This window comes from Klebsiella sp. RHBSTW-00215 (assembly GCF_014103785.1).
Taxonomy (GTDB): domain Bacteria; phylum Pseudomonadota; class Gammaproteobacteria; order Enterobacterales; family Enterobacteriaceae; genus Klebsiella.
In genome coordinates this window covers 3,698,934-3,717,766 of the sequence record NZ_JABXQS010000001.1, presented here as the reverse complement: position 1 = coordinate 3,717,766, position 18,833 = coordinate 3,698,934, and the positions used below count along the sequence as shown (strand labels likewise).

14 protein-coding genes are annotated in these 18,833 nt (G+C 54.0%); 5 read left to right on the top strand and 9 right to left on the bottom strand.

Features of this window, described 5'->3' with window-relative positions:
• The first annotated feature begins 1 nt into the window (after position 1).
• From HV127_RS17700 to HV127_RS17685, 4 genes are read left to right on the top strand one after another with little or no spacing between them, the layout of a single operon-like run.
• Entirely contained in the window at positions 2-1,267 is a 1,266-nt protein-coding gene (locus HV127_RS17700; protein ID WP_182237604.1) for a PTS ascorbate transporter subunit IIC, read from the top strand.
• Positions 1,268-1,279: 12 nt separating this feature from the next.
• Positions 1,280-2,077 carry a transketolase gene (locus HV127_RS17695; RefSeq protein ID WP_182237602.1) on the top strand — a complete coding sequence of 266 codons (798 nt, stop codon included), beginning with the start codon at positions 1,280-1,282 and terminating at the stop codon, positions 2,075-2,077.
• Positions 2,077-2,988: a transketolase C-terminal domain-containing protein gene (locus HV127_RS17690; RefSeq protein ID WP_182237600.1), complete on the top strand. Its 912-nt coding sequence runs from the start codon at positions 2,077-2,079 to the stop codon at positions 2,986-2,988. Before HV127_RS17695 ends, HV127_RS17690 begins: the two co-directional genes overlap by 1 nt.
• Before the next feature lie 55 nt (positions 2,989-3,043).
• Positions 3,044-3,484: a PTS sugar transporter subunit IIA gene (locus HV127_RS17685; protein WP_182237598.1), complete on the top strand. Its 441-nt coding sequence runs from the start codon at positions 3,044-3,046 to the stop codon at positions 3,482-3,484.
• 32 nt (positions 3,485-3,516) lie between these two features.
• On the opposite strand, the gene HV127_RS17680 is transcribed toward HV127_RS17685, so the two are convergent.
• From HV127_RS17680 to lrp, 9 genes are all read right to left on the bottom strand, one after another.
• Positions 3,517-4,665, bottom strand: a complete 1,149-nt coding sequence (locus HV127_RS17680; protein ID WP_112214648.1) for an MFS transporter — start codon at positions 4,663-4,665, stop codon at positions 3,517-3,519.
• Positions 4,666-4,938: 273 nt separating this feature from the next.
• The gene (locus HV127_RS17675; protein ID WP_182237596.1) at positions 4,939-5,802 is read right to left on the bottom strand and encodes a dimethyl sulfoxide reductase anchor subunit family protein; all 864 of its coding nucleotides are present in this window, start codon (positions 5,800-5,802) and stop codon (positions 4,939-4,941) included.
• Position 5,803: 1 nt separating this feature from the next.
• The gene (locus HV127_RS17670; protein ID WP_182237594.1) at positions 5,804-6,421 is read right to left on the bottom strand and encodes a DMSO/selenate family reductase complex B subunit; all 618 of its coding nucleotides are present in this window, start codon (positions 6,419-6,421) and stop codon (positions 5,804-5,806) included.
• 10 nt (positions 6,422-6,431) lie between these two features.
• The gene (dmsA, locus tag HV127_RS17665) at positions 6,432-8,870 is read right to left on the bottom strand and encodes a dimethylsulfoxide reductase subunit A (protein WP_182237592.1); all 2,439 of its coding nucleotides are present in this window, start codon (positions 8,868-8,870) and stop codon (positions 6,432-6,434) included.
• Positions 8,871-9,069: 199 nt separating this feature from the next.
• Positions 9,070-10,362 carry a serine--tRNA ligase gene (serS, locus tag HV127_RS17660; RefSeq protein ID WP_182237590.1) on the bottom strand — a complete coding sequence of 431 codons (1,293 nt, stop codon included), beginning with the start codon at positions 10,360-10,362 and terminating at the stop codon, positions 9,070-9,072.
• Positions 10,363-10,451: 89 nt separating this feature from the next.
• Entirely contained in the window at positions 10,452-11,795 is a 1,344-nt protein-coding gene (gene rarA, locus HV127_RS17655) for a replication-associated recombination protein RarA (RefSeq protein WP_182237588.1), read from the bottom strand.
• Positions 11,796-11,803: 8 nt separating this feature from the next.
• On the bottom strand, positions 11,804-12,415 hold the full coding sequence (lolA, locus tag HV127_RS17650) for an outer membrane lipoprotein chaperone LolA (protein WP_110275200.1): 612 nt from the start codon (positions 12,413-12,415) through the stop codon (positions 11,804-11,806).
• 134 nt (positions 12,416-12,549) lie between these two features.
• The gene (gene ftsK, locus HV127_RS17645; RefSeq protein ID WP_182237586.1) at positions 12,550-16,689 is read right to left on the bottom strand and encodes a DNA translocase FtsK; all 4,140 of its coding nucleotides are present in this window, start codon (positions 16,687-16,689) and stop codon (positions 12,550-12,552) included.
• 135 nt (positions 16,690-16,824) lie between these two features.
• Positions 16,825-17,319 (bottom strand): leucine-responsive transcriptional regulator Lrp, encoded by a 495-nt coding sequence (gene lrp, locus HV127_RS17640; RefSeq protein ID WP_002439523.1) that lies wholly within the window; start codon positions 17,317-17,319, stop codon positions 16,825-16,827.
• 530 nt (positions 17,320-17,849) lie between these two features.
• On the opposite strand from lrp, the gene trxB reads away from it, so the two are divergent.
• Entirely contained in the window at positions 17,850-18,818 is a 969-nt protein-coding gene (trxB, locus tag HV127_RS17635) for a thioredoxin-disulfide reductase (protein WP_182237584.1), read from the top strand.
• Positions 18,819-18,833 lie beyond the last annotated feature (15 nt).

The following is an 18,833-nucleotide window of genomic DNA, read 5'->3' as shown; positions in this document are numbered from 1 at the left end:
TATGGATCTCCTCAGATTTATTGTATTCGACATTCTGGGCGTAACCCCACTTTTAGTTGGCTTTATCGCATTAATCGGCTTGTTAATCCAACGTAAGCCGATTGAAAAAGTCCTTTCCGGCACCTTCAAAACTATCGTCGGCTTTTTGGTGTTCGCCGGTGGTGCCGGGCTCGCGGTGACCTCTCTGGGTAATTTTCAGACGTTATTTAGCGATGGATTTGGTTTAAAAGGTGTTATGCCGCTCGCGGAAGCACTAACCGGGCTGGCGCAAACCAAATTCGCAATGTGCGTGTCGCTTATCATGGTGATCGGCTTTGGCTGGAACCTGTTCTTTGCACGCGTCACGCCGTTTAAATACATCTTTCTTACCGGACAACATAACCTTTATCTCTCCGCGCTGCTTACCGTCACGCTGAAAGCGCTCGGCTATAGCGACATGACGACCATTATTGTCGGCTCCGTTTTATTAGGTCTGGCGGCCTGTCTTTATCCGGCGATTGCGCAACCCTGGATGCGAAAGATCACCGGTAACGATGAAATCGCGATGGGGCACTACGTGACTCTGGCTTACGCCGCATCCGGCTGGATCGGTTCAAAGGTCGGCGATCCTAAACAATCCACCGAAAAGCTGAACCTTCCCGGCTGGTTGGGGATCTTTAAGGATTACATCGTCGCTGTGTCGATCTCGGTGAGTATTTTCTACTACATCGCCGCACTCGCTGCCGGGAAAGAGGCGGTAACCGCTGCAGCAGGTGGAATGCATTGGCTGGTTTATCCCCTCTTCCAGTCGCTGACCTTCACCGCGTCGCTGTACATCATTATTACCGGCGTACGTCTGCTGCTGTCAGAGATTGTCCCGGCCTTCCTGGGGATCTCGGAGAAGTTTATTCCTAACGCCAAACCCGCGCTCGACTGTCCAGTGGTCTTCCCGTATGCCCCCACCGCCACGGTTCTGGGATTTATCTCTTCGTTTGTTGGCGGGCTGGTAGTGATGGGCTTTCTCGCGATTTTGGGGCAAACCGTCATTATCCCCGTAGCCATTCCTTATTTCTTCATCGGTGCCACCGCTGCGGTATTTGGTAATGCCTCTGGCGGCTGGAAAGGTGCGATTGCGGGAAGCTTCGTCACCGGGATCCTCATCGGCATTGGCCCTGCGCTGATTTACCCGATTATGGAGTCCGTGGGTCTGTCAGGCACCAGCTTCCCGGAAACCGACTTCGTTGCCCTGGGCCTGGTTGTGTACTACATCGGTAAAATGCTGCCATAAGAAGGAAAAAACATGAACATTGATGAACTGAAATCTCATGCGCTCGCCGCTCGCCGCGAGATAGTCACCATGATTTACGAGTCCGGAATCGGTCATCCAGGCGGAGCGTTATCGATCATCGACATTCTGACCTGGCTCTATTATCAAGAAGTCGATCTGACAGCCTCTCCACGTTCGCGAGTGGTGATGAGCAAAGGGCATGCCGTCGCTGCGCAGTACGCCATGCTGTACCAAAAAGGAAAAATCGATCGCAGCGAGTTTAGTACGTTCCGCCAGATTAACTCACGTCTGCAGGGGCACCCCAGCATAAAATCGCTGCCGGATGTCGATGCAACGACCGGCCTGTTGGGTCAGGGGCTATCCATTGCTTTCGGTATGGCAGCGGCAAAAAAACGGCACGACGATCCCCATCGAGTATTTGCCATTATTGGCGATGGCGAAATGCATGAGGGGCAAATCTGGGAAACCTTGCAGCAGGCCGGGCATATGAAGATGGATAACCTGGTTGCCATTATCGACTACAACGGCTTCTCTTCTCACGATCCGGTCAACGAAATCGTTAACCTCGAACCGCTGGCGGATAAAATCCGCGGCTTTGGCTGGCACGTACTTGAGCTTCATAACGGCAATGATATGCATCAGGTGGCCGACACCCTGATGTTATCCCGCCATCTGAAAGGCAAGCCAATTGCCATCGTGGCACACACCACGAAAGGTTCCGGCGTCAGCTACATGGAAAACAACGGCGACTGGCACTCAAAAACCCCAAGTAAAGAACAGTATCAGCAGGCAATGGAGGAGTTACAGTGATGAAAGCACCCCGTGATGAGATCGGTAATGCCCTGATTGCCCTGAAAGAAAAAGGCTATCCTGTCGTTGCCATTGACAGCGACTTAGCCAGCTCAACGCGTACCGACCAGTTTCAGGCAATCTACCCTGAAGCCTTTTTCGAAATGGGCATTGCGGAAGGTTCCGCTATGAGCTTTGCGGTCGGTCAGGCGCTGGAGGGCTTTATGCCCTTCTATGTCAACTTTGCGATGTTCGTAACCGGAACCGCCTGGACTCAGCTGCGGCAGGCCTGCTATGCCAAAGCGAATATCAAGCTCGTCGGCAGCCATCCCGGCATGGATGATGGCCCGGACGGCGCATCGCATCACGCGCTGGAAGATCTGGCGTTAACCCGCGTACTGCCTGGCTTGACTATTCTGACGCCTGCTGATGCCGAAGAAATTGCCGAAGCCTTTGAACAAGCCGCGAAAATTAATGGGCCAGTCTATATCCGCGTCGCGCGAGAGCCGATGCCGGTTCGCGATAAGAGCGCGATCCCGCGGGTGACCGATATCGCCGCCATCGCCGACAGCGGCAACGATTTCGCCATTATCTTCGAAGGAACCGTGCTCGAGCAGGCTACCGACGGCTACGAAAAACTGCTCGCCAGCGGCAAAAAGGGCAAGCTAATTCATGTGGCTACGCTCAAGCCTTTCAATCAGCAGGCATTTTATCAGCTGGTCGAAGACTGCCCGCTCATCGCCACACTGGAAAATCACAGCGTCAACGGCGGTCTCGGTGGGTTGATTGCTGAAACCATGGCGCAGGCGGCTCACTCTGCCCGTCTTGCACGACTGGGGACGCAGGATACGTTTACTGAATCGGGTAATAGCAGGCAACTGAAAGCGAAATATGGTATCTCGGGCGAGGCGCTGTTGAACGCACTTCGTTAACCGTCACGCAAGCCGATCGCATTGCCGATCGGCTCCGTTATTAAAGAGGTCCAATATGGAAAATGCGTTATTTTCCGCCTGTCAGTATGCCAGTAGCGGTCTGGACTGGCGCAATGCCATTCATCTCGCCTGCCGTCCTCTCGAACAGCAAGGAAAAATCACCGAAAGTTATGCTCAGGCAATTATCAGTGCCACGGAACAACACGGTCCCTGGTACATACTCAGCCCGGAATTTGCGCTACCGCACGCGCGTCCGCAAGAAGGCGTGTTAAGCCAGAGCAGTGTACTTTCGTTGCTTTGTTGCGAAGAAGGCGTTGAATTTCCCGGCTATCCCGGTATACGGCTGATAGTGGTGCTGGCGGCAGCGGATAGCGAACAGCATATTCAAACGATCCAGCGGTTAGTGTGCTGGCTGGATGAGGGGGACAGGCTACAACAATTCACTACGGTTCAGGATAGGGCCCAGTTTGCGGCGCTTATCGCTTCTCACCAATAGTCAGGGGATGTATCCCCTGACTATTGCTTGAATCAGGCGTGCGCCACCGGGGTCGGATGATGTCCGGCTTTGCGCAGCAGCGTCAGAAGGTAGATAAAGGAGACGCTGGCAATCATGATAAACAGCAGATTGTCTGAGAAATTTTGCATCAGCATGGCGGTAAGCGTCGGACCAAGCAGGCTACCAACGGTGTAGCTCATCAACAGCGCCTGGTTCATCGCCACCAGCTGATGACGTTCCACTTTTTCACAAGCCCAGGCCATAGCGACTGGGTAGAGCGTGAAGCCGGAAGCGCCAAGCACGAACAGCGCAGGCGCCATTGCGGCTTGGCTTAGCATAGCCAGACAGCCCAGAATCACCACAAAAACCTGGACACGCAGGACCATCAGGCGGCCATAGCGATCGGCCAGTCGACCAATGGGCCACTGCCCAACAATACCCGCGCTTACCATCACCGCCATCCAAAAGCCGATGCCCGAATCGCTGACGCCCTTATGGTTCAGCCATAGCGGCATCAGTCCGTACAATGAACCGAGGACTATGCCGGAGATAATGCAGCCGTTAACTCCGTGACGCGCCTGGCGCAGCCTTAACATTGGCCAGATACGTGCGGGTTCATGTTGCTCATCAGCTTGATTTGCCACGCGGGTGAACAGCAGCGGCAGAATGCCCGCAAGGGCCAGCGCAGTCACCCACGGTAGTACGCTCATCAAATCCGTCGGCAGTTTGCTGACCATTAATTGGCCCAGCACCGTGCCGACATAATAAATCATCATATACGCCGCCAGCAGGCGACCACGGCTACGTGAGGTGCCGCTACAGACCAGCGCGCTCTCAACTACCACCCAAATCATCGCGCAGCCCACGCCCGCGATGAAACGCCAGCTAAACCACGTCCAGAAGCCAATAGTGATACCAAGACCCACGCAGCCAACGGCAAAAATCATCGATGCCAGATAATAGCTACGGTTAAAACCCAGACGCTTAATCACCCATCCGGCCAACAGCGTTCCCACCAGGTTGCCAGTGAAATAGGACGATCCCACCATCCCAACCTGCCAGGTAGGCATATTTTCATGGGCGAGCCAAAGCGGGACGAGCGTATTTAAAACCGCTATTGCCAGGGTCAATAAAAGCAGGCCACAGAGCAACATTTGCACTGGCCGGGTGTAGATGGTCATGGGTATAAACCGTGATGGAGTTCAGATTTCGTGCGCATCATGCCACTGCTGTAAACATTGTCAATCCACCTGAAGTCAGGCCTGACGCGGTTTGCGGGCGAACGATAGAAGTTTTTTATCCAGCGGTTCGACAACAGAATGGTTATTTATATTATTCCATTGTTTTTATTAATTTATTAGAAAAAAGAGGCGGGAATGTCAGTAGAAATATTTCATGAATCAGCAGCACTTTTTATCGCGCCAGAGTACTTATTTCTGGCGCGATAAAGATTATTAACTGGCGATAGCCATCCCAACGGTCATATGCAGACCATAGAAGACGCCGCGGCCAATCATCTCACCCACCAGAACCAGCACAAATGCCAGACCCAGCAGCGGTAAGGCAGGCTGATAACCTTTGAGCTGTGGAGTAATCCAGCATACCAGCGCCAGCACCAGCGCAACGACACGCCAGGCCATCAGCGAGCCGTAATCCGGCACCAGCGCCGAGGCCTGCTGAATAGAGCTATGAATGGTGGCCAGCTCGCTCCCCTGCATCAGCACAACGGTCACGCTAACCACCAGCGCCAGCAGAGTCACTGCAGGTAGCAGACGCATCGCCCAACCATCAACGCCTGCAACGCGCAACAGCAGATACCCCAGCAGTGGGCCGCCGATAAACAGCGTCAGGAAGAAGCTAAGCGGCGTCCAGACAGTGTACCAGGTAGGCACCGTATCAATGGTGTTATACACGCGAACCATCATCCAGACGAAGATGACCCCCAGCACCATAGTAATAACCAGCCAGAGGCTACGCAGTCCCGATGGTAGCTTATTGACCACCGCTAACAGCCAGCCAATACCACCAACGGCAAAGAACAGCGCCCCGCTGGCGATTTCATTACTGAGCGACGAAGCCCCCACGCGGTTCAACGAATTAAAAGCACGCATCGGCGACCCCAGATGCAGGGTCGAGGCAATAAAGCCAATCCCCATCAGCACCCACAGGCCGAACATGCTCCACACCACTCGCTGCTGCTGCTCTTGCGAAAGGTCACCCTTCATTAGCGCAAGGGCCAGCACAATAAAGCCCCCCACAACGCATTGACCAAAGACCGTGAAAATCATCAACGGCCATTCATGCCATCCACTCCCCATTTCACACCTCCTTCGGGTTGGCCAGATAGCCGGTGGTATCACCACACGGACGGCTGTTGGCGTTAGGTTTTATTACAATGCTCGGCTTAGTGAAATGCGCGGCAGGTAGCGGCGCAACAGCAGCCAACTGACCGTGTTTTTTACGCAGTTCTTCAATAGGGCCAAAATCGAGCGCGCGCAGCGGACAAGATTCCACGCAGATCGGTTTTTTGCCTTCCGCTACGCGTTCATGGCAACCATCACACTTGGTCATATGCCCTTTCGCCACATTGTACTGTGGCGCACCGTACGGACAGGCCATATGGCAATAGCGACAGCCAATACACACATCTTCATCCACCACCACAAAGCCATCTTCACGCTTGTGCATCGCACCGCTTGGACAAACCTTGGTACAGGCCGGATCCTCACAATGGTTACAGGCGATAGAGAGATAGTAGGCAAAAACGTTTTGCTGCCAGACGCCGTTATCTTCCTGCCAGTCGCCACCGGCGTATTCGTAAATGCGGCGGAAGCTCACATCCGGCGTGAGATTTTTGTAGTCTTTACAAGCCAGTTCGCAGGTTTTGCAACCGGTGCAACGGGCGGAATCAATAAAAAATCCATATTGAGTTGTCATCGGTCACTCCTTACAGCTTTTCAACCTGGACAAGGTTGGTATGCGATGGGTTGCCTTTCGCCAGCGGCGATGGGCGTTGGGTGGTCAGCACGTTAATGCTGCCCGCCTGATCCACGCGACCTGCATCCGGGTTGTACCAGGCCCCCTCTCCCAACGCGACAACGCCAGGCATCATTCGCGGTGTCACTTTAGCTTCGATATGCACTTCACCACGGTCGTTGAAAATGCGGATACGTTCGCCATTGGCGATCCCGCGTTTCTTCGCATCGAGTGGGTTAATCCACATCTCCTGACGGCAAGCGGCTTGCAGTACATCAACGTTGCCGTAGGTTGAGTGGGTGCGCGCTTTGTAGTGGAAACCGGTAAGTTGTAGCGGATAATTTTTAGTCAAAGGATCGTTATAGTTTTCGAACCCTGGGCTATAGATCGGCAGCGGATCGATAACGTCTTCTTCTTTTAGCTCCCAGGTCGCAGCAATCTCCGCTAGCTGTGCAGAGTAAATCTCTATTTTCCCTGACGGAGTGGTTAACGGGTTAGCCACTGGATCCTCGCGGAAAGCCTTGTAGGCTACGTGATGCCCTTCAGGATCGCGCTGTTTGAACATTCCTTGTTTACGGAATTCATCAAACGGCAATAGCTCAGGAATCGCTTTACGGGATTGCTCATAGAGATGACGTAACCACTCTTCCTGAGTACGCCCTTGCGTAAACTGTTGCTCAACGCCCATGCGTTTTGCCAGTTCCGTCGTCATGTCGTAGATGGTCTTGCACTCAAAGCGAGGTTTGATCGCCTGGTCGGCAAAAATAACGTAAGACATGTTGCCGCAGGAAGCATCCAGGGCAAAATCCATCTGTTCCGAAGCCGTACAATCCGGCAGCAGAATATCGGCATATTTCGCCGACGAGGTCATATGGCAATCGATGACCACGATCATCTCGCACTTTTTGTCATCCTGCAGGATCTCATGGGTACGGTTAATTTCTGAGTGCTGGTTAACCAGGCAGTTACCGGCATAGTTCCAGACCATTTTGATGGGCACATCGAGCTTATCTTTGCCGCGCACGCCGTCGCGCAGCGCGGTCATTTCGGTCCCGCGTTCAATAGCATCGGTCCACATAAACATGGAAATGCTGGTCTCGATCGGGTTGTTCAGCGTTGGCATGCGCTCAAATGGCAGCGAATATGAACCTTCACGTGCACCGGTATTCCCGCCGTTGATCCCTACGTTGCCCGTCAAAATTGCCAGCATAGAGATTGCACGGGAAACCAGCTCACCGTTGGCGTGACGCTGCGGGCCCCAGCCCTGAGAAATGTAGGCAGGCTTGGCACCAGCAATCTCACGCGCCAGTTGCACAATACGCGCCTGCGGGATGCCGGTAATCGTCGACGCCCACTCAGGGGTTTTCGCAATACCATCTTTGCCCTGACCGAGAATATAGGCCTTATAGTGGCCATTGGCTGGCGCACCTTCCGGCAACGTTTTCTCGTCATAGCCTACGCAGTACTTATCCAGGAAAGGCTGATCAACGAGATTTTCGCTAATCATCACCCACGCTAGCGCGGAAATCAGTGCGGCATCAGTACCAGGTCGGATGGGGATCCACTCGTCTTCACGTCCGGCGCCGGTATCGGTGTAGCGAGGATCGATAATGATCAGCCGGGCATTAGATTTCTCTCGCGCCTGCTCCAGGTAGTAGGTCACCCCGCCGCCGCTCATTCGGGTTTCACCGGGGTTGTTGCCAAACAGCACCACTAGCTTACTGTTTTCGATATCCGAAGGGCTATTGCCATCAGCCCAGCCGCCGTAGGTGTAATTCAGGCCCGCGGCAATTTGTGCGGTAGAGTAGTCGCCGTAATGATTGAGATAACCGCCGCAGCAGTTCATCAGGCGGGCAATCAGGGTTTTCCCCGGTGGCCAGGAACGCGTCAAGGTACCACCCAGTGTTCCGGTACCGTAGTTCAGATAGATCGATTCGTTACCGTAGTCTTTAATCAAGCGCTGCATATTGCTGGCAATAGTATCGAACGCTTCCTCCCAACTGATGCGCTCAAACTTACCTTCACCACGTTTGCCAACGCGCTTCATCGGATATTTCAGGCGATCGGGATTATAGACGCGCCGACGCATCGAGCGACCGCGCAGACAGGCGCGAACCTGGTGCAGACCATCATAGTTATCATCGCCGAGATTATCGGTCTCGACATATTTGATTTCGCCATCAACCACATGCATACGCAGCGGACAGCGGCTACCACAGTTAACCGTACAGGCGCTCCAGGTGACCGTTTCGCTAACAGGAATTTGGGTGTCCGCAGCACAGGCAATGCGCGCGAAGGGTAAGGTAAAAGCGCTACTGGCCATCGCCAGCCCGCCAATCGCCGTGGTTTTCATTAAACCACGCCGGCTCACCTCGGCAGCCAGTAAAGCATCGGGGGTTTTGGTTTTCATAGATACTCGCTTTGGTTGCTCACAATTAACTGAAAACCGCTATATAGATTAATATATAACTAAATTAGCCTTTATTAGTTTTTTATACTGGTTAATCCAAAGGGAGTATCTTCGTATTCACTGAGGCGATTATTGCCCGGTATCAAGAAGGGGGTAAAAAAAAAGCGCCTGAAGGCGCTTTTAGGACGATTATCGAAAATCAGCCGATGAATTCGAGGCCGCGCATATACGGGCGCAGAATTTCCGGGATCTCAATGCGGCCATCAGTCTGCTGATAGTTCTCCATCAGGGCGACCAGCGTGCGTCCGACCGCCAGGCCAGAGCCGTTCAGCGTGTGCACCAGGCGAGTTTTCTTATCAGACTTGCTGCGGCAGCGAGCCTGCATGCGACGCGCCTGGAAATCCCCGACGTTGGAGCAGGAAGAAATTTCGCGGTAGGTGTTCTGCGCCGGAACCCACACTTCCAGATCGTAGGTTTTGCATGCACTAAAGCCCATATCACCAGTGCACAAAGCCACTTTACGATACGGCAGACCCAGTAATTGCAGAACTTTTTCCGCATGCCCGGTCATTTCTTCCAGCGCCACCATTGAATCTTCCGGACGCACGATCTGTACCATTTCAACTTTGTCAAACTGGTGCATACGGATCAGGCCGCGAGTGTCACGACCGTAGGAGCCCGCTTCGGAGCGGAAGCATGGCGTATGCGCGGTCATTTTGATCGGCAGATCGTCTTCGTCGATGATCTCATCACGAACCAGGTTGGTCAGCGGGACTTCCGCCGTCGGGATCAGCGCGTAGTTGCTGCTGTCCGCTTCTTCTTCCAGCGGACGAGTGTGGAACAGATCACCGGCGAATTTCGGCAACTGACCCGTACCGTACAGCGTCTCCTGGTTAACCAGATACGGAACATAGTTTTCACTATAGCCGTGCTGTTCAGTGTGCAGGTCCAGCATAAACTGCGCCAGCGCGCGATGCAGGCGAGCCAGTTGGCCTTTCATCACCACAAAACGGGAACCGGTCAGCTTCACGGCGGCGGCAAAGTCCAGGCCTCCGTGCATTTCGCCCAGCGTCACGTGATCGCGAACGTCAAAATCAAACTCACGCGGCGTACCCCAGCGGCTAACTTCAACGTTATCGTTTTCATCGCGACCGGCCGGAACATCGTCGTGCGGGATATTAGGGATAGTCAGCGCGATATCACGGATTTCCGCCAGTAGTGTATCCAGTTCGGCCTTCGCAGCATCGAGCTGTTCACCGAGCTTATTCACTTCCAGGCGTAATGGCTCGATATCTTCCCCACGCGCTTTCGCCTGGCCTATGGATTTCGATCGGGAGTTGCGCTCCGCCTGCAGGTTTTCAGTTTGAACCTGCAGAACTTTACGACGCTCTTCCAGAGCGCGAAGTTTATCTACATCCAGCTTATAGCCCCGGCGTGCCAGTTTTTCTGCGACTGCGTCTGGCTCGGTACGCAGCAGATTGGGATCGAGCATGCTTATCCTGTGCTTATCGAATTAATAAAGAAAAATGGCCGCAGATGCGACCACGGAAATATTGTGACAACCTTACCGCAACGCCCCAATTATCGGTAGCGTTTTATCGGGCTATTTTGATCCTGTTCGGTTAACCAGGCGAGCTTTTCGCCTATTTTGCCTTCCAGGCCCCGGTTTGTCGGCTGATAATAGCGTGTTTGTGCCATTTCCTGCGGGAAATACTGCTCTCCCGCGGCATAAGCATTGGGTTCATCGTGCGCATAGCGATACTCTTGCCCGTAGCCCATTTCTTTCATCAGTTTGGTTGGTGCATTACGCAAATGCACCGGTACATCATAGTCAGGACGCTCGCGAGCATCAGCCATCGCCGCTTTAAATGCCGTGTAAACCGCGTTGCTTTTTGGCGCGCAGGCAAGATAGACAATCGCCTGCGCAATCGCCCGCTCGCCTTCAGCAGGGCCGACGCGGGTGAAGCAGTCCCAGGCGGAAATGGCGACCTGCATCGCCCGCGGGTCGGCATTGCCGACGTCTTCCGAAGCAATCGCCAGACAGCGCCGAGCCACATACAGCGGATCGCCACCGGCAGTAATAATTCGCGCATACCAGTACAGGGCCGCGTCCGGTGCGCTCCCGCGAACCGATTTGTGTAGTGCGGAGATTAAATCGTAGAAACGGTCGCCTTTATTATCAAACCGCGCGCTGCGTTCTCCGGCAATTTCTGTCAACAACTCAACGTTCAGCACTCGATTACCGGAAGCATCGGTTTCGGCCATATCGGCCATCATTTCCAGAGTATTCAGCGCCCGGCGCGCATCACCGTTTACCAGATCGGCAATGGCCTTGCGCGTCTCGTCCGGCAGAACGATATTTTGCCCGCCGTAGCCGCGCGTCTTGTCGCTCATTGCCTGGTGAAGCACCTGCTCAATATCATCGCTGGTTAACGATTTCAGCAAATAAACACGTGCGCGAGATAGCAGTGCAGAGTTGAGTTCAAAGGAAGGGTTTTCCGTTGTCGCGCCGATAAAGGTGATGGTCCCGTCTTCAATATGCGGCAGAAAGGCATCCTGCTGACTTTTATTGAAACGGTGAACTTCGTCGACAAACAGGATCGTGCGGCGGCCTGCGTTGCGGTTTTGACGCGCCCGCTCAATGGCCTCACGGATCTCTTTCACGCCGGAGGTCACTGCCGAGATGCGTTCTACGTCGGCGCTGGCATAGCGGGCAATGACCTCAGCCAGCGTAGTTTTTCCGGTACCCGGCGGTCCCCACAGGATCATGGAGTGCAGATGACCGGCTTCAATTGCCCTCGGCAACGGCTTACCGGTTGCCAGCAGATGCTGCTGGCCAATGTACTGTGCTAAATTTTCTGGCCGCATACGGGCGGCCAGTGGTTGAAATGCGTTGTCGGAAAAATCGAGCGACAGATTGCCCACATTCGCCTCTACTTACGTTGATCGTCCACCGTAACCCCTTGCGGCGGCGTAAAGGTGAACTTAGATGCGTCGATAGCACCATTTTGTTGCGATTTCAGCTGATAGCTGCTGCGTTGATCGTCCTGTTCCACGGCGCTGAACTGATGAATCGTACCGTCACGGCCGACGTTGATGGTGAACTGCTTCAGGTTACCACTGCCGTTTTTCGGCGTCAGAACAAAATCATCACCATTCTGTTTGATGTTGTAGTTCTGCCAGTCGCTGGACTGGTTACGGGCAATCAGCATAAACGGCGTGTTGCTGGTGGCGTCTTTCAGCCAGGTGGCGGTAGCCTGCTCGACAAATGGGTTGTAGAACCACAGGGTTTTACCATCAGAAACCAGCACGCTTTCATCCGGCTGAGTCATATGCCAGTTGAATAGATTTGGGCGCTTGACCCACAGGTCACCCTGCCCGTCCTGCACGGCATTGCCGCTACCATCGGTCACTTTCTGCGTGAAGCTGGAGTGGAAACTGCTCACTTTATCAAGGCGGCTTTTTAAATCGCTGGCGGCATCCGCCCATACCTGGCTTACGACAAAACCGGACAGTAATGCACAGGTGATTGCGAGTTTTTTCATTGTTATTCCTTAATGTGCGTCCTTAATGTGCGTCACTCCCGACGCGGGAGCCTCTTCTGCTCCTAATGTAGGACCGCCAACGGCGGCGTAACAGCAGAACAGGCTGATTTTCACTTATTTACCCAACTTTGCCGTTACTCGAAAGGCGGCGGAGCCAGCACTTCACGGTTACCATTATGACCTTGTTCGCTAACAATGCCCTGAGCTTCCATCTGTTCGATGATACGCGCAGCACGGTTATAGCCGATGCGGAACTGACGCTGCACCCCGGAAATAGAGGCTTTGCGTTTTTCGGTTACAAAGTTGACGGCCTGATCGAATAGCGGATCAAGCTCTTCGCCGCCCTCGTAGCCACCGCCGCTGCCTTCGCTCTCGCTATCGGAGGTAATTCCATCAACATACTGCGGACGTCCACGAGCTTTCCAGTCCTGAACCACAGCATGCACTTCCTCGTCGCGAACAAAGGCACCATGAACACGCACTGGGATCGTCGAGTTTGGCGCCGAATAGAGCATATCGCCCATCCCCAGCAGTGATTCCGCTCCGCCCTGGTCAAGGATGGTGCGCGAGTCAATTTTACTCGACACGGTAAAGGCAATACGCGTCGGAATGTTCGCTTTGATAAGGCCGGTAATAACGTCAACCGAAGGGCGCTGGGTCGCCAGTACCAGATGAATCCCTGCGGCACGCGCCTTCTGCGCCAGACGAGCAATCAGCTCTTCTACTTTCTTGCCGACGGTCATCATCAGGTCAGCAAATTCATCGACCAGAACCACAATGTAAGGCTCTTTTTTCAGCACCGGATGGGTGGCATCCATGCTATCGCCGGGTTTCCAGTACGGATCGGGAATTGGCCGTCCCATGCGTGCGGCTTCAGCAATTTTCTCGTTGTAGCCCGCCAGGTTACGCACGCCCAGAGCAGACATGAGCTTATAACGACGTTCCATCTCATTAACGCTCCAGCGCAATGCGTTGGCTGCATCTTTCATATCCGTAACGACTTCCGTCAACAGATGCGGGATCCCTTCATAAACCGACAGCTCTAGCATTTTCGGGTCGATCATGATGAATTTCACATCTTCCGGCTGCGCTTTATAGAGCATGCTGAGGATCATGGCGTTGACCCCGACCGATTTACCGGAACCGGTGGTACCGGCGACCAGCAGGTGCGGCATTTTTGCCAAATCAGCGGTAACCGGTTCGCCTGCAATATCTTTACCCAGAACAACGGTCAGCGGCGAAGGATTGTCGCGGAATTTCGCACAATCCAGCACTTCGCGCAGGTAAACGGTCTGACGCTTTTTGTTCGGCAGTTCCAGACCCACATAAGGCTTGCCTGGAATAACTTCCACGACGCGCACAGCGGCGGTAGACAGCGAACGCGCCAAATCTCGCGACAAGTTGGAAATTCGCGCTGCTTTCACCCCAGGAGCCAGATTCAGCTCAAAGCGGGTGATAACCGGGCCTGGCGAGTAGTTCACCACATCGGCTTTGATGCGGAAATCAGCCAGACGCGCTTCGACCAGCCGCGCCATTTGCTCCAGCGCGAAAGTATCGACTGGCTCAACTTCAGACGGCGGCGGCGTCAGCAGATCTAAAGACGGCAGTAGCGTAGTCGGTTTTTGTAGCGGACGGCTATCGCCATTACGCATCAACAGCGGATGAATCAGACTTTCCTGCGGCTGTGGTACTGGCTGTTGCGCCACATGACTCTGAGGCGCAGGCTGCTGCGGATAACCACCTGGAACCTGCGTCATCTGAGGAGCCATTTGCGGATGCTGTACCGGTTGCTGTTGAACCGGCTGATAAACCTGCTGCTGCACAGGCTGAGGCGGCATCTGTTGCTGAGGCATCTGCGGATGTGTCGCATGATGTACAGGCTGCTGATGCTGGATTGGCTGCTGATACTGATGAGCAGGCTGTTGCACTTCCGGCATCGGCGTGAACATCGGCTCGCTCGGCGTATCATCAACTAACGCTTTCATCGGCGAAAATTCATAATCTGCCGGAGAGAACGGATGAGAACCCGGTGGTTGTTCGCTTGCATAGCGCTGCTGCTGAGTCGCAGCAAACTGACGAGCGAGTTCGGCCTCAGCGACAGAATCTTCATCATCCTCTACTTCATCTGCAACGTCAGCACCGTAGGTTTCGCTATAACGCTGGTTTTGAGAGGCGGCAAACTGACGCGCCAGTTCACCCTGCTCAAGTTCAGCAACTTCTTCATCGGTTAATGGCTCATCATCGTAGTGCTGGTGCTCAGCCTGACGAGCACGTTCCTCAGCCATTCGTTGCGATGGCAGTTTAATGCCATAGGAGGCGAGCTCACGACGCGTTGGCACACGAACACGATTTGGGCGCGGCAATTTCGGACCTATGCCCTCTTTTACCTGCACGCGAGGACCACCAGATACGGGGCTAAATAACGGCGCAGCGCTGGACGCCGCAGATGCGGCGGAAGCCACCACAGCGCTAGCGGCACCTGCGCCAGTTGCCTGATGGACGCCTGCAGCCAGCGTGCTGACTACTGCGGCATCAACCGGCGATGGCGTTGGCGGCGCGATCGGTTTTGTCGCTACCGGGCTAACAGGCTCTGGAATGGGCTGATACCACGCGGCAAGCTGTTCACGTTCACGCGCGCGCTTCTCTTCAACCTCTTCAAAGTAATACATAGGCGGACGCTGCGGCTTCACTTCCTCTTGCGGGGCCTCAGGCTCCACGACAGGAGCGGGAGCGTACGGCTCAGGCTGATAAGCTGGCTGCTGCATCGGGGCCTGTTCAGGCTGATACGCCTGCTGCGGCTGGTAAGCGGGCTCCGACTGATAAGCTGGCTGCTGCATCGGGGCCTGTTCCGGCTGATATGCATGCTGCGGCTGGTAAGCGGGCTCAGGCTGATAAGCTGGCTGCTGCATCGGGGCCTGTTCCGGCTGATACGCCTGCTGCGGCTGGTAAGCGGGCTCCGACTGATAAGCTGGCTGCTGCATCGGGGCCTGTTCCGGCTGATACACGTTCTGCGGCTGGTAAGCGGGTTCAGGCTGATAAGCTGGCTGCTGCATCGGGGCCTGTTCCGGCTGATACACGTTCTGCGGCTGGTAAGCGGGTTCAGGCTGATAAGCTGGCTGCTGCATCGGGGCCTGTTCCGGCTGATATGCATGCTGCGGCTGGTAAGCAGGTTCGGATTGATACGTTGGCTGGGCCTCATGTCCTGCCACTGGCTCAGCCCACGCTTGCGGCGCGCTGGTTGCCAATGCAGCGGTTGCAACCGGGTCGGCAACGCTGTGGCCATTCAGCAGCGGATCGTATGGGTCAAAATCACCCGGCCGTGCCGCGCTAGCGCCAGAAAATAGTACATCATCAGCATCCGCCGGACGCGCAGCGCTGGATCCAGAGAAAAGTACGTCTTCAGCCGCCACGGGTGCGCCGCTAGCGCTGTACTGAACGTCTTCTTCGGCATCATCCATACGCCTGCCGGAGAACAACGCCGCATCGGTCTTGCGCCCCATCGGGTTGGAAAACTTCTCAGCCAGGCGCTGACGGCGTGCTAAAGCGCTACGTAAAATTCGTGCACGACGCGACTCTTGCGGTTTCGCAGAATCATCGTCTTCATATTCATCTTCATCATCTTCATATTCCCCTTCATCGACCCAGGTATCGTCGCGACGGGTACGGTTGCTGGCGAAAGTTAATACCGAAAGGATCGCGCCGCCTAGCTTTTCAGCGATGCTAACCCAGGACCAGCCGGTAAACAGCGTCAGACCAGCCGCCCAGATACATAGCAGCGCGATCGTCCCACCGCTGCTGTGGAGCAACGGCTTTAGCGTGGTGCTCAGCAGACTACCAATCACGCCACCAGAGGCGAAATACCAGATATCATCAGCATTAATGGCCGCCAGCCCACACGAGGTGAGGATCAGTGCTAATGCACCAATCAAGCGTAATGACACGGCGAAGTAGTCAATATATTCGTCGTTTTCCTGATGACGCCATGCAAACCAGCAGCCACCGATGATGATGACCGGGATGGTGTATGCCATTACGCCAAAAATGAAAAATAGCGTATCGGCAAGCCAGGCGCCTGGTATTCCACCTATGTTATGGATAGGTTCGTGCCATGCAGTTTGTGACCAGCTCGGATCCGAGGGATTAAAGCTGAGTAAGGCCGCCATCAACCAGATGGCAAAAAGGGAGCAAAGAATGAGTAACGCCTCAAGGAGTCGACGCCCACTACTAAGCTTTGTAAATTTGACTTCTTTGTCTTCAGTGTATTCCTGGCTCAAGAAAGGCTCTCCAGGTATCAGGCTGTTTCCTGCCTGCAGCTAAAACGGACAACAGTGCCGGGTCTCCCCGGCACTGTTGCTGTATGGATTAACAGGAGTGTAATCAAACTACGTCGATTTTGCACCTGTTCCGTGTTAGCGCGTCTTGATTACCAGACGATTACTTTGCTTGACTTCTTCCATTACCACGTAGGTACGGGTGTCATTTACGCCCGGTAGGCGCAGCAAGGTCTCGCCCAGTAACTTACGATACGCTGACATATCCGGTACGCGGGTTTTCAACAGATAGTCGAAATCTCCGGATACCAGATGACACTCTTGAATTTCTTCAAGTTTTTGCACAGCGGAGTTAAATTGCTCAAACACATCCGGCGCGCCACGATTCAGAGTAATCTCAACAAATACCAGAAGTGATGCATCCAGATAATGCGGGTTGAGCAGCGCTGTATAGCCCTGAATAAAACCCTGTCTTTCCAGTCGACGCACACGCTCAAGGCAAGGCGTCGGAGAAAGTCCCACCCGTTTAGAAAGCTCGACGTTGGAAATACGCCCGTCTTTTTGCAATTCATTCAAAATATTACGATCGATGCGGTCGAGATCTTTGCCAGGGCGCTTCTTGCTATCTACCATTATTATTGTCTCTCTGTATTCCTTCCCTACTCCTGTTCTGACCCTGGCCTTCACTGCCAGAGTCCATCCTGTTATTACCCGTACGACATTGGGTAACCCAGGGGTACGTGAGAAGTCCGTTGCCTGAAGGCAGCCACCGACATCACGCATGGCGTCTGTCCACACCATGCGTAGATTTCGCTGACCCGGATAAAAATGGCATTTGCGTGCATGAAAATTCGCCACACGCGAAACACTGCTTTTCTTCTTCCATGAATGTTTTCGCAAAAGCACAGGGGATTGTCAAAGCAAAACATCGATTTTTAGTACAAGATGCCAGATATTCATTATCCTCCCCCGTTGATTCTCATGTTTTCCTCTTATAATTGTCCCGCTGACAGTAGAATTAGTTATATTCTTCGTTCGTTAAATCGCCAATTCATCGGCAGCTTCTATTGCACATATCGTTAACAAAACCGCTGCGCTCTTTTTTTACGACAACAAATTCCCTACAATCCAGCACATGTATGCCAATAAATTATGGGGTTCTCATGGGCACGGCCAAACACAGTAAACTGCTTATTCTTGGTTCTGGACCTGCGGGATATACCGCTGCGGTCTACGCAGCGCGCGCAAATCTTCAGCCGGTACTGATTACCGGAATGGAAAAAGGCGGTCAGCTGACCACCACGACGGAAGTGGAAAACTGGCCTGGTGATCCAAGCGATCTGACCGGACCGCTGCTGATGGAGCGCATGCACGAACACGCCACCAAGTTTGAGACCGAAATTATTTTCGATCATATCAACAGCGTCGATCTGCAAAACCGTCCATTCCGCCTGGTGGGTGACAGCGGCGAATATACCTGCGATGCGCTGATTATCGCTACCGGTGCGTCCGCGCGCTATCTGGGACTGCCATCCGAAGAAGCCTTTAAAGGTCGCGGCGTTTCCGCCTGCGCCACCTGCGACGGCTTCTTCTATCGCAACCAGAAAGTTGCCGTTATCGGCGGCGGCAATACCGCAGTAGAAGAAGCGCTGTATCTGTCTAACATCGCTTCCGAAGTCCACCTGATCCACCGCCGTGACGGCTTCCGTGCGGAAAAAATCCTTATCAAGCGCCTGATGGATAAAGTGGCAAGTGGCAATATCGTGCTGCATACCCACCGTACGCTGGAAGAGGTAACGGGCGATCAGATGGGCGTGAGCGGTCTTCGCCTGCGCGATACGCAGAATACTGACAATGTTGAATCGCTGGAAGTCGCGGGGCTATTTGTCGCTATCGGCCACAGTCCGAACACAGCGATTTTTGCAGGTCAACTGGAGCTGGAAAACGGCTACATCAAAGTTCAGTCCGGTATCCACGGTAATGCAACCCAGACCAGTATTCCGGGCGTCTTCGCTGCCGGTGACGTGATGGATCATATCTATCGTCAGGCCATTACTTCAGCCGGTACAGGCTGTATGGCCGCGCTGGATGCCGAGCGTTATCTGGATGGTTTAGCCGACGCTTGTAAATAATCTTTACAAGTCAGT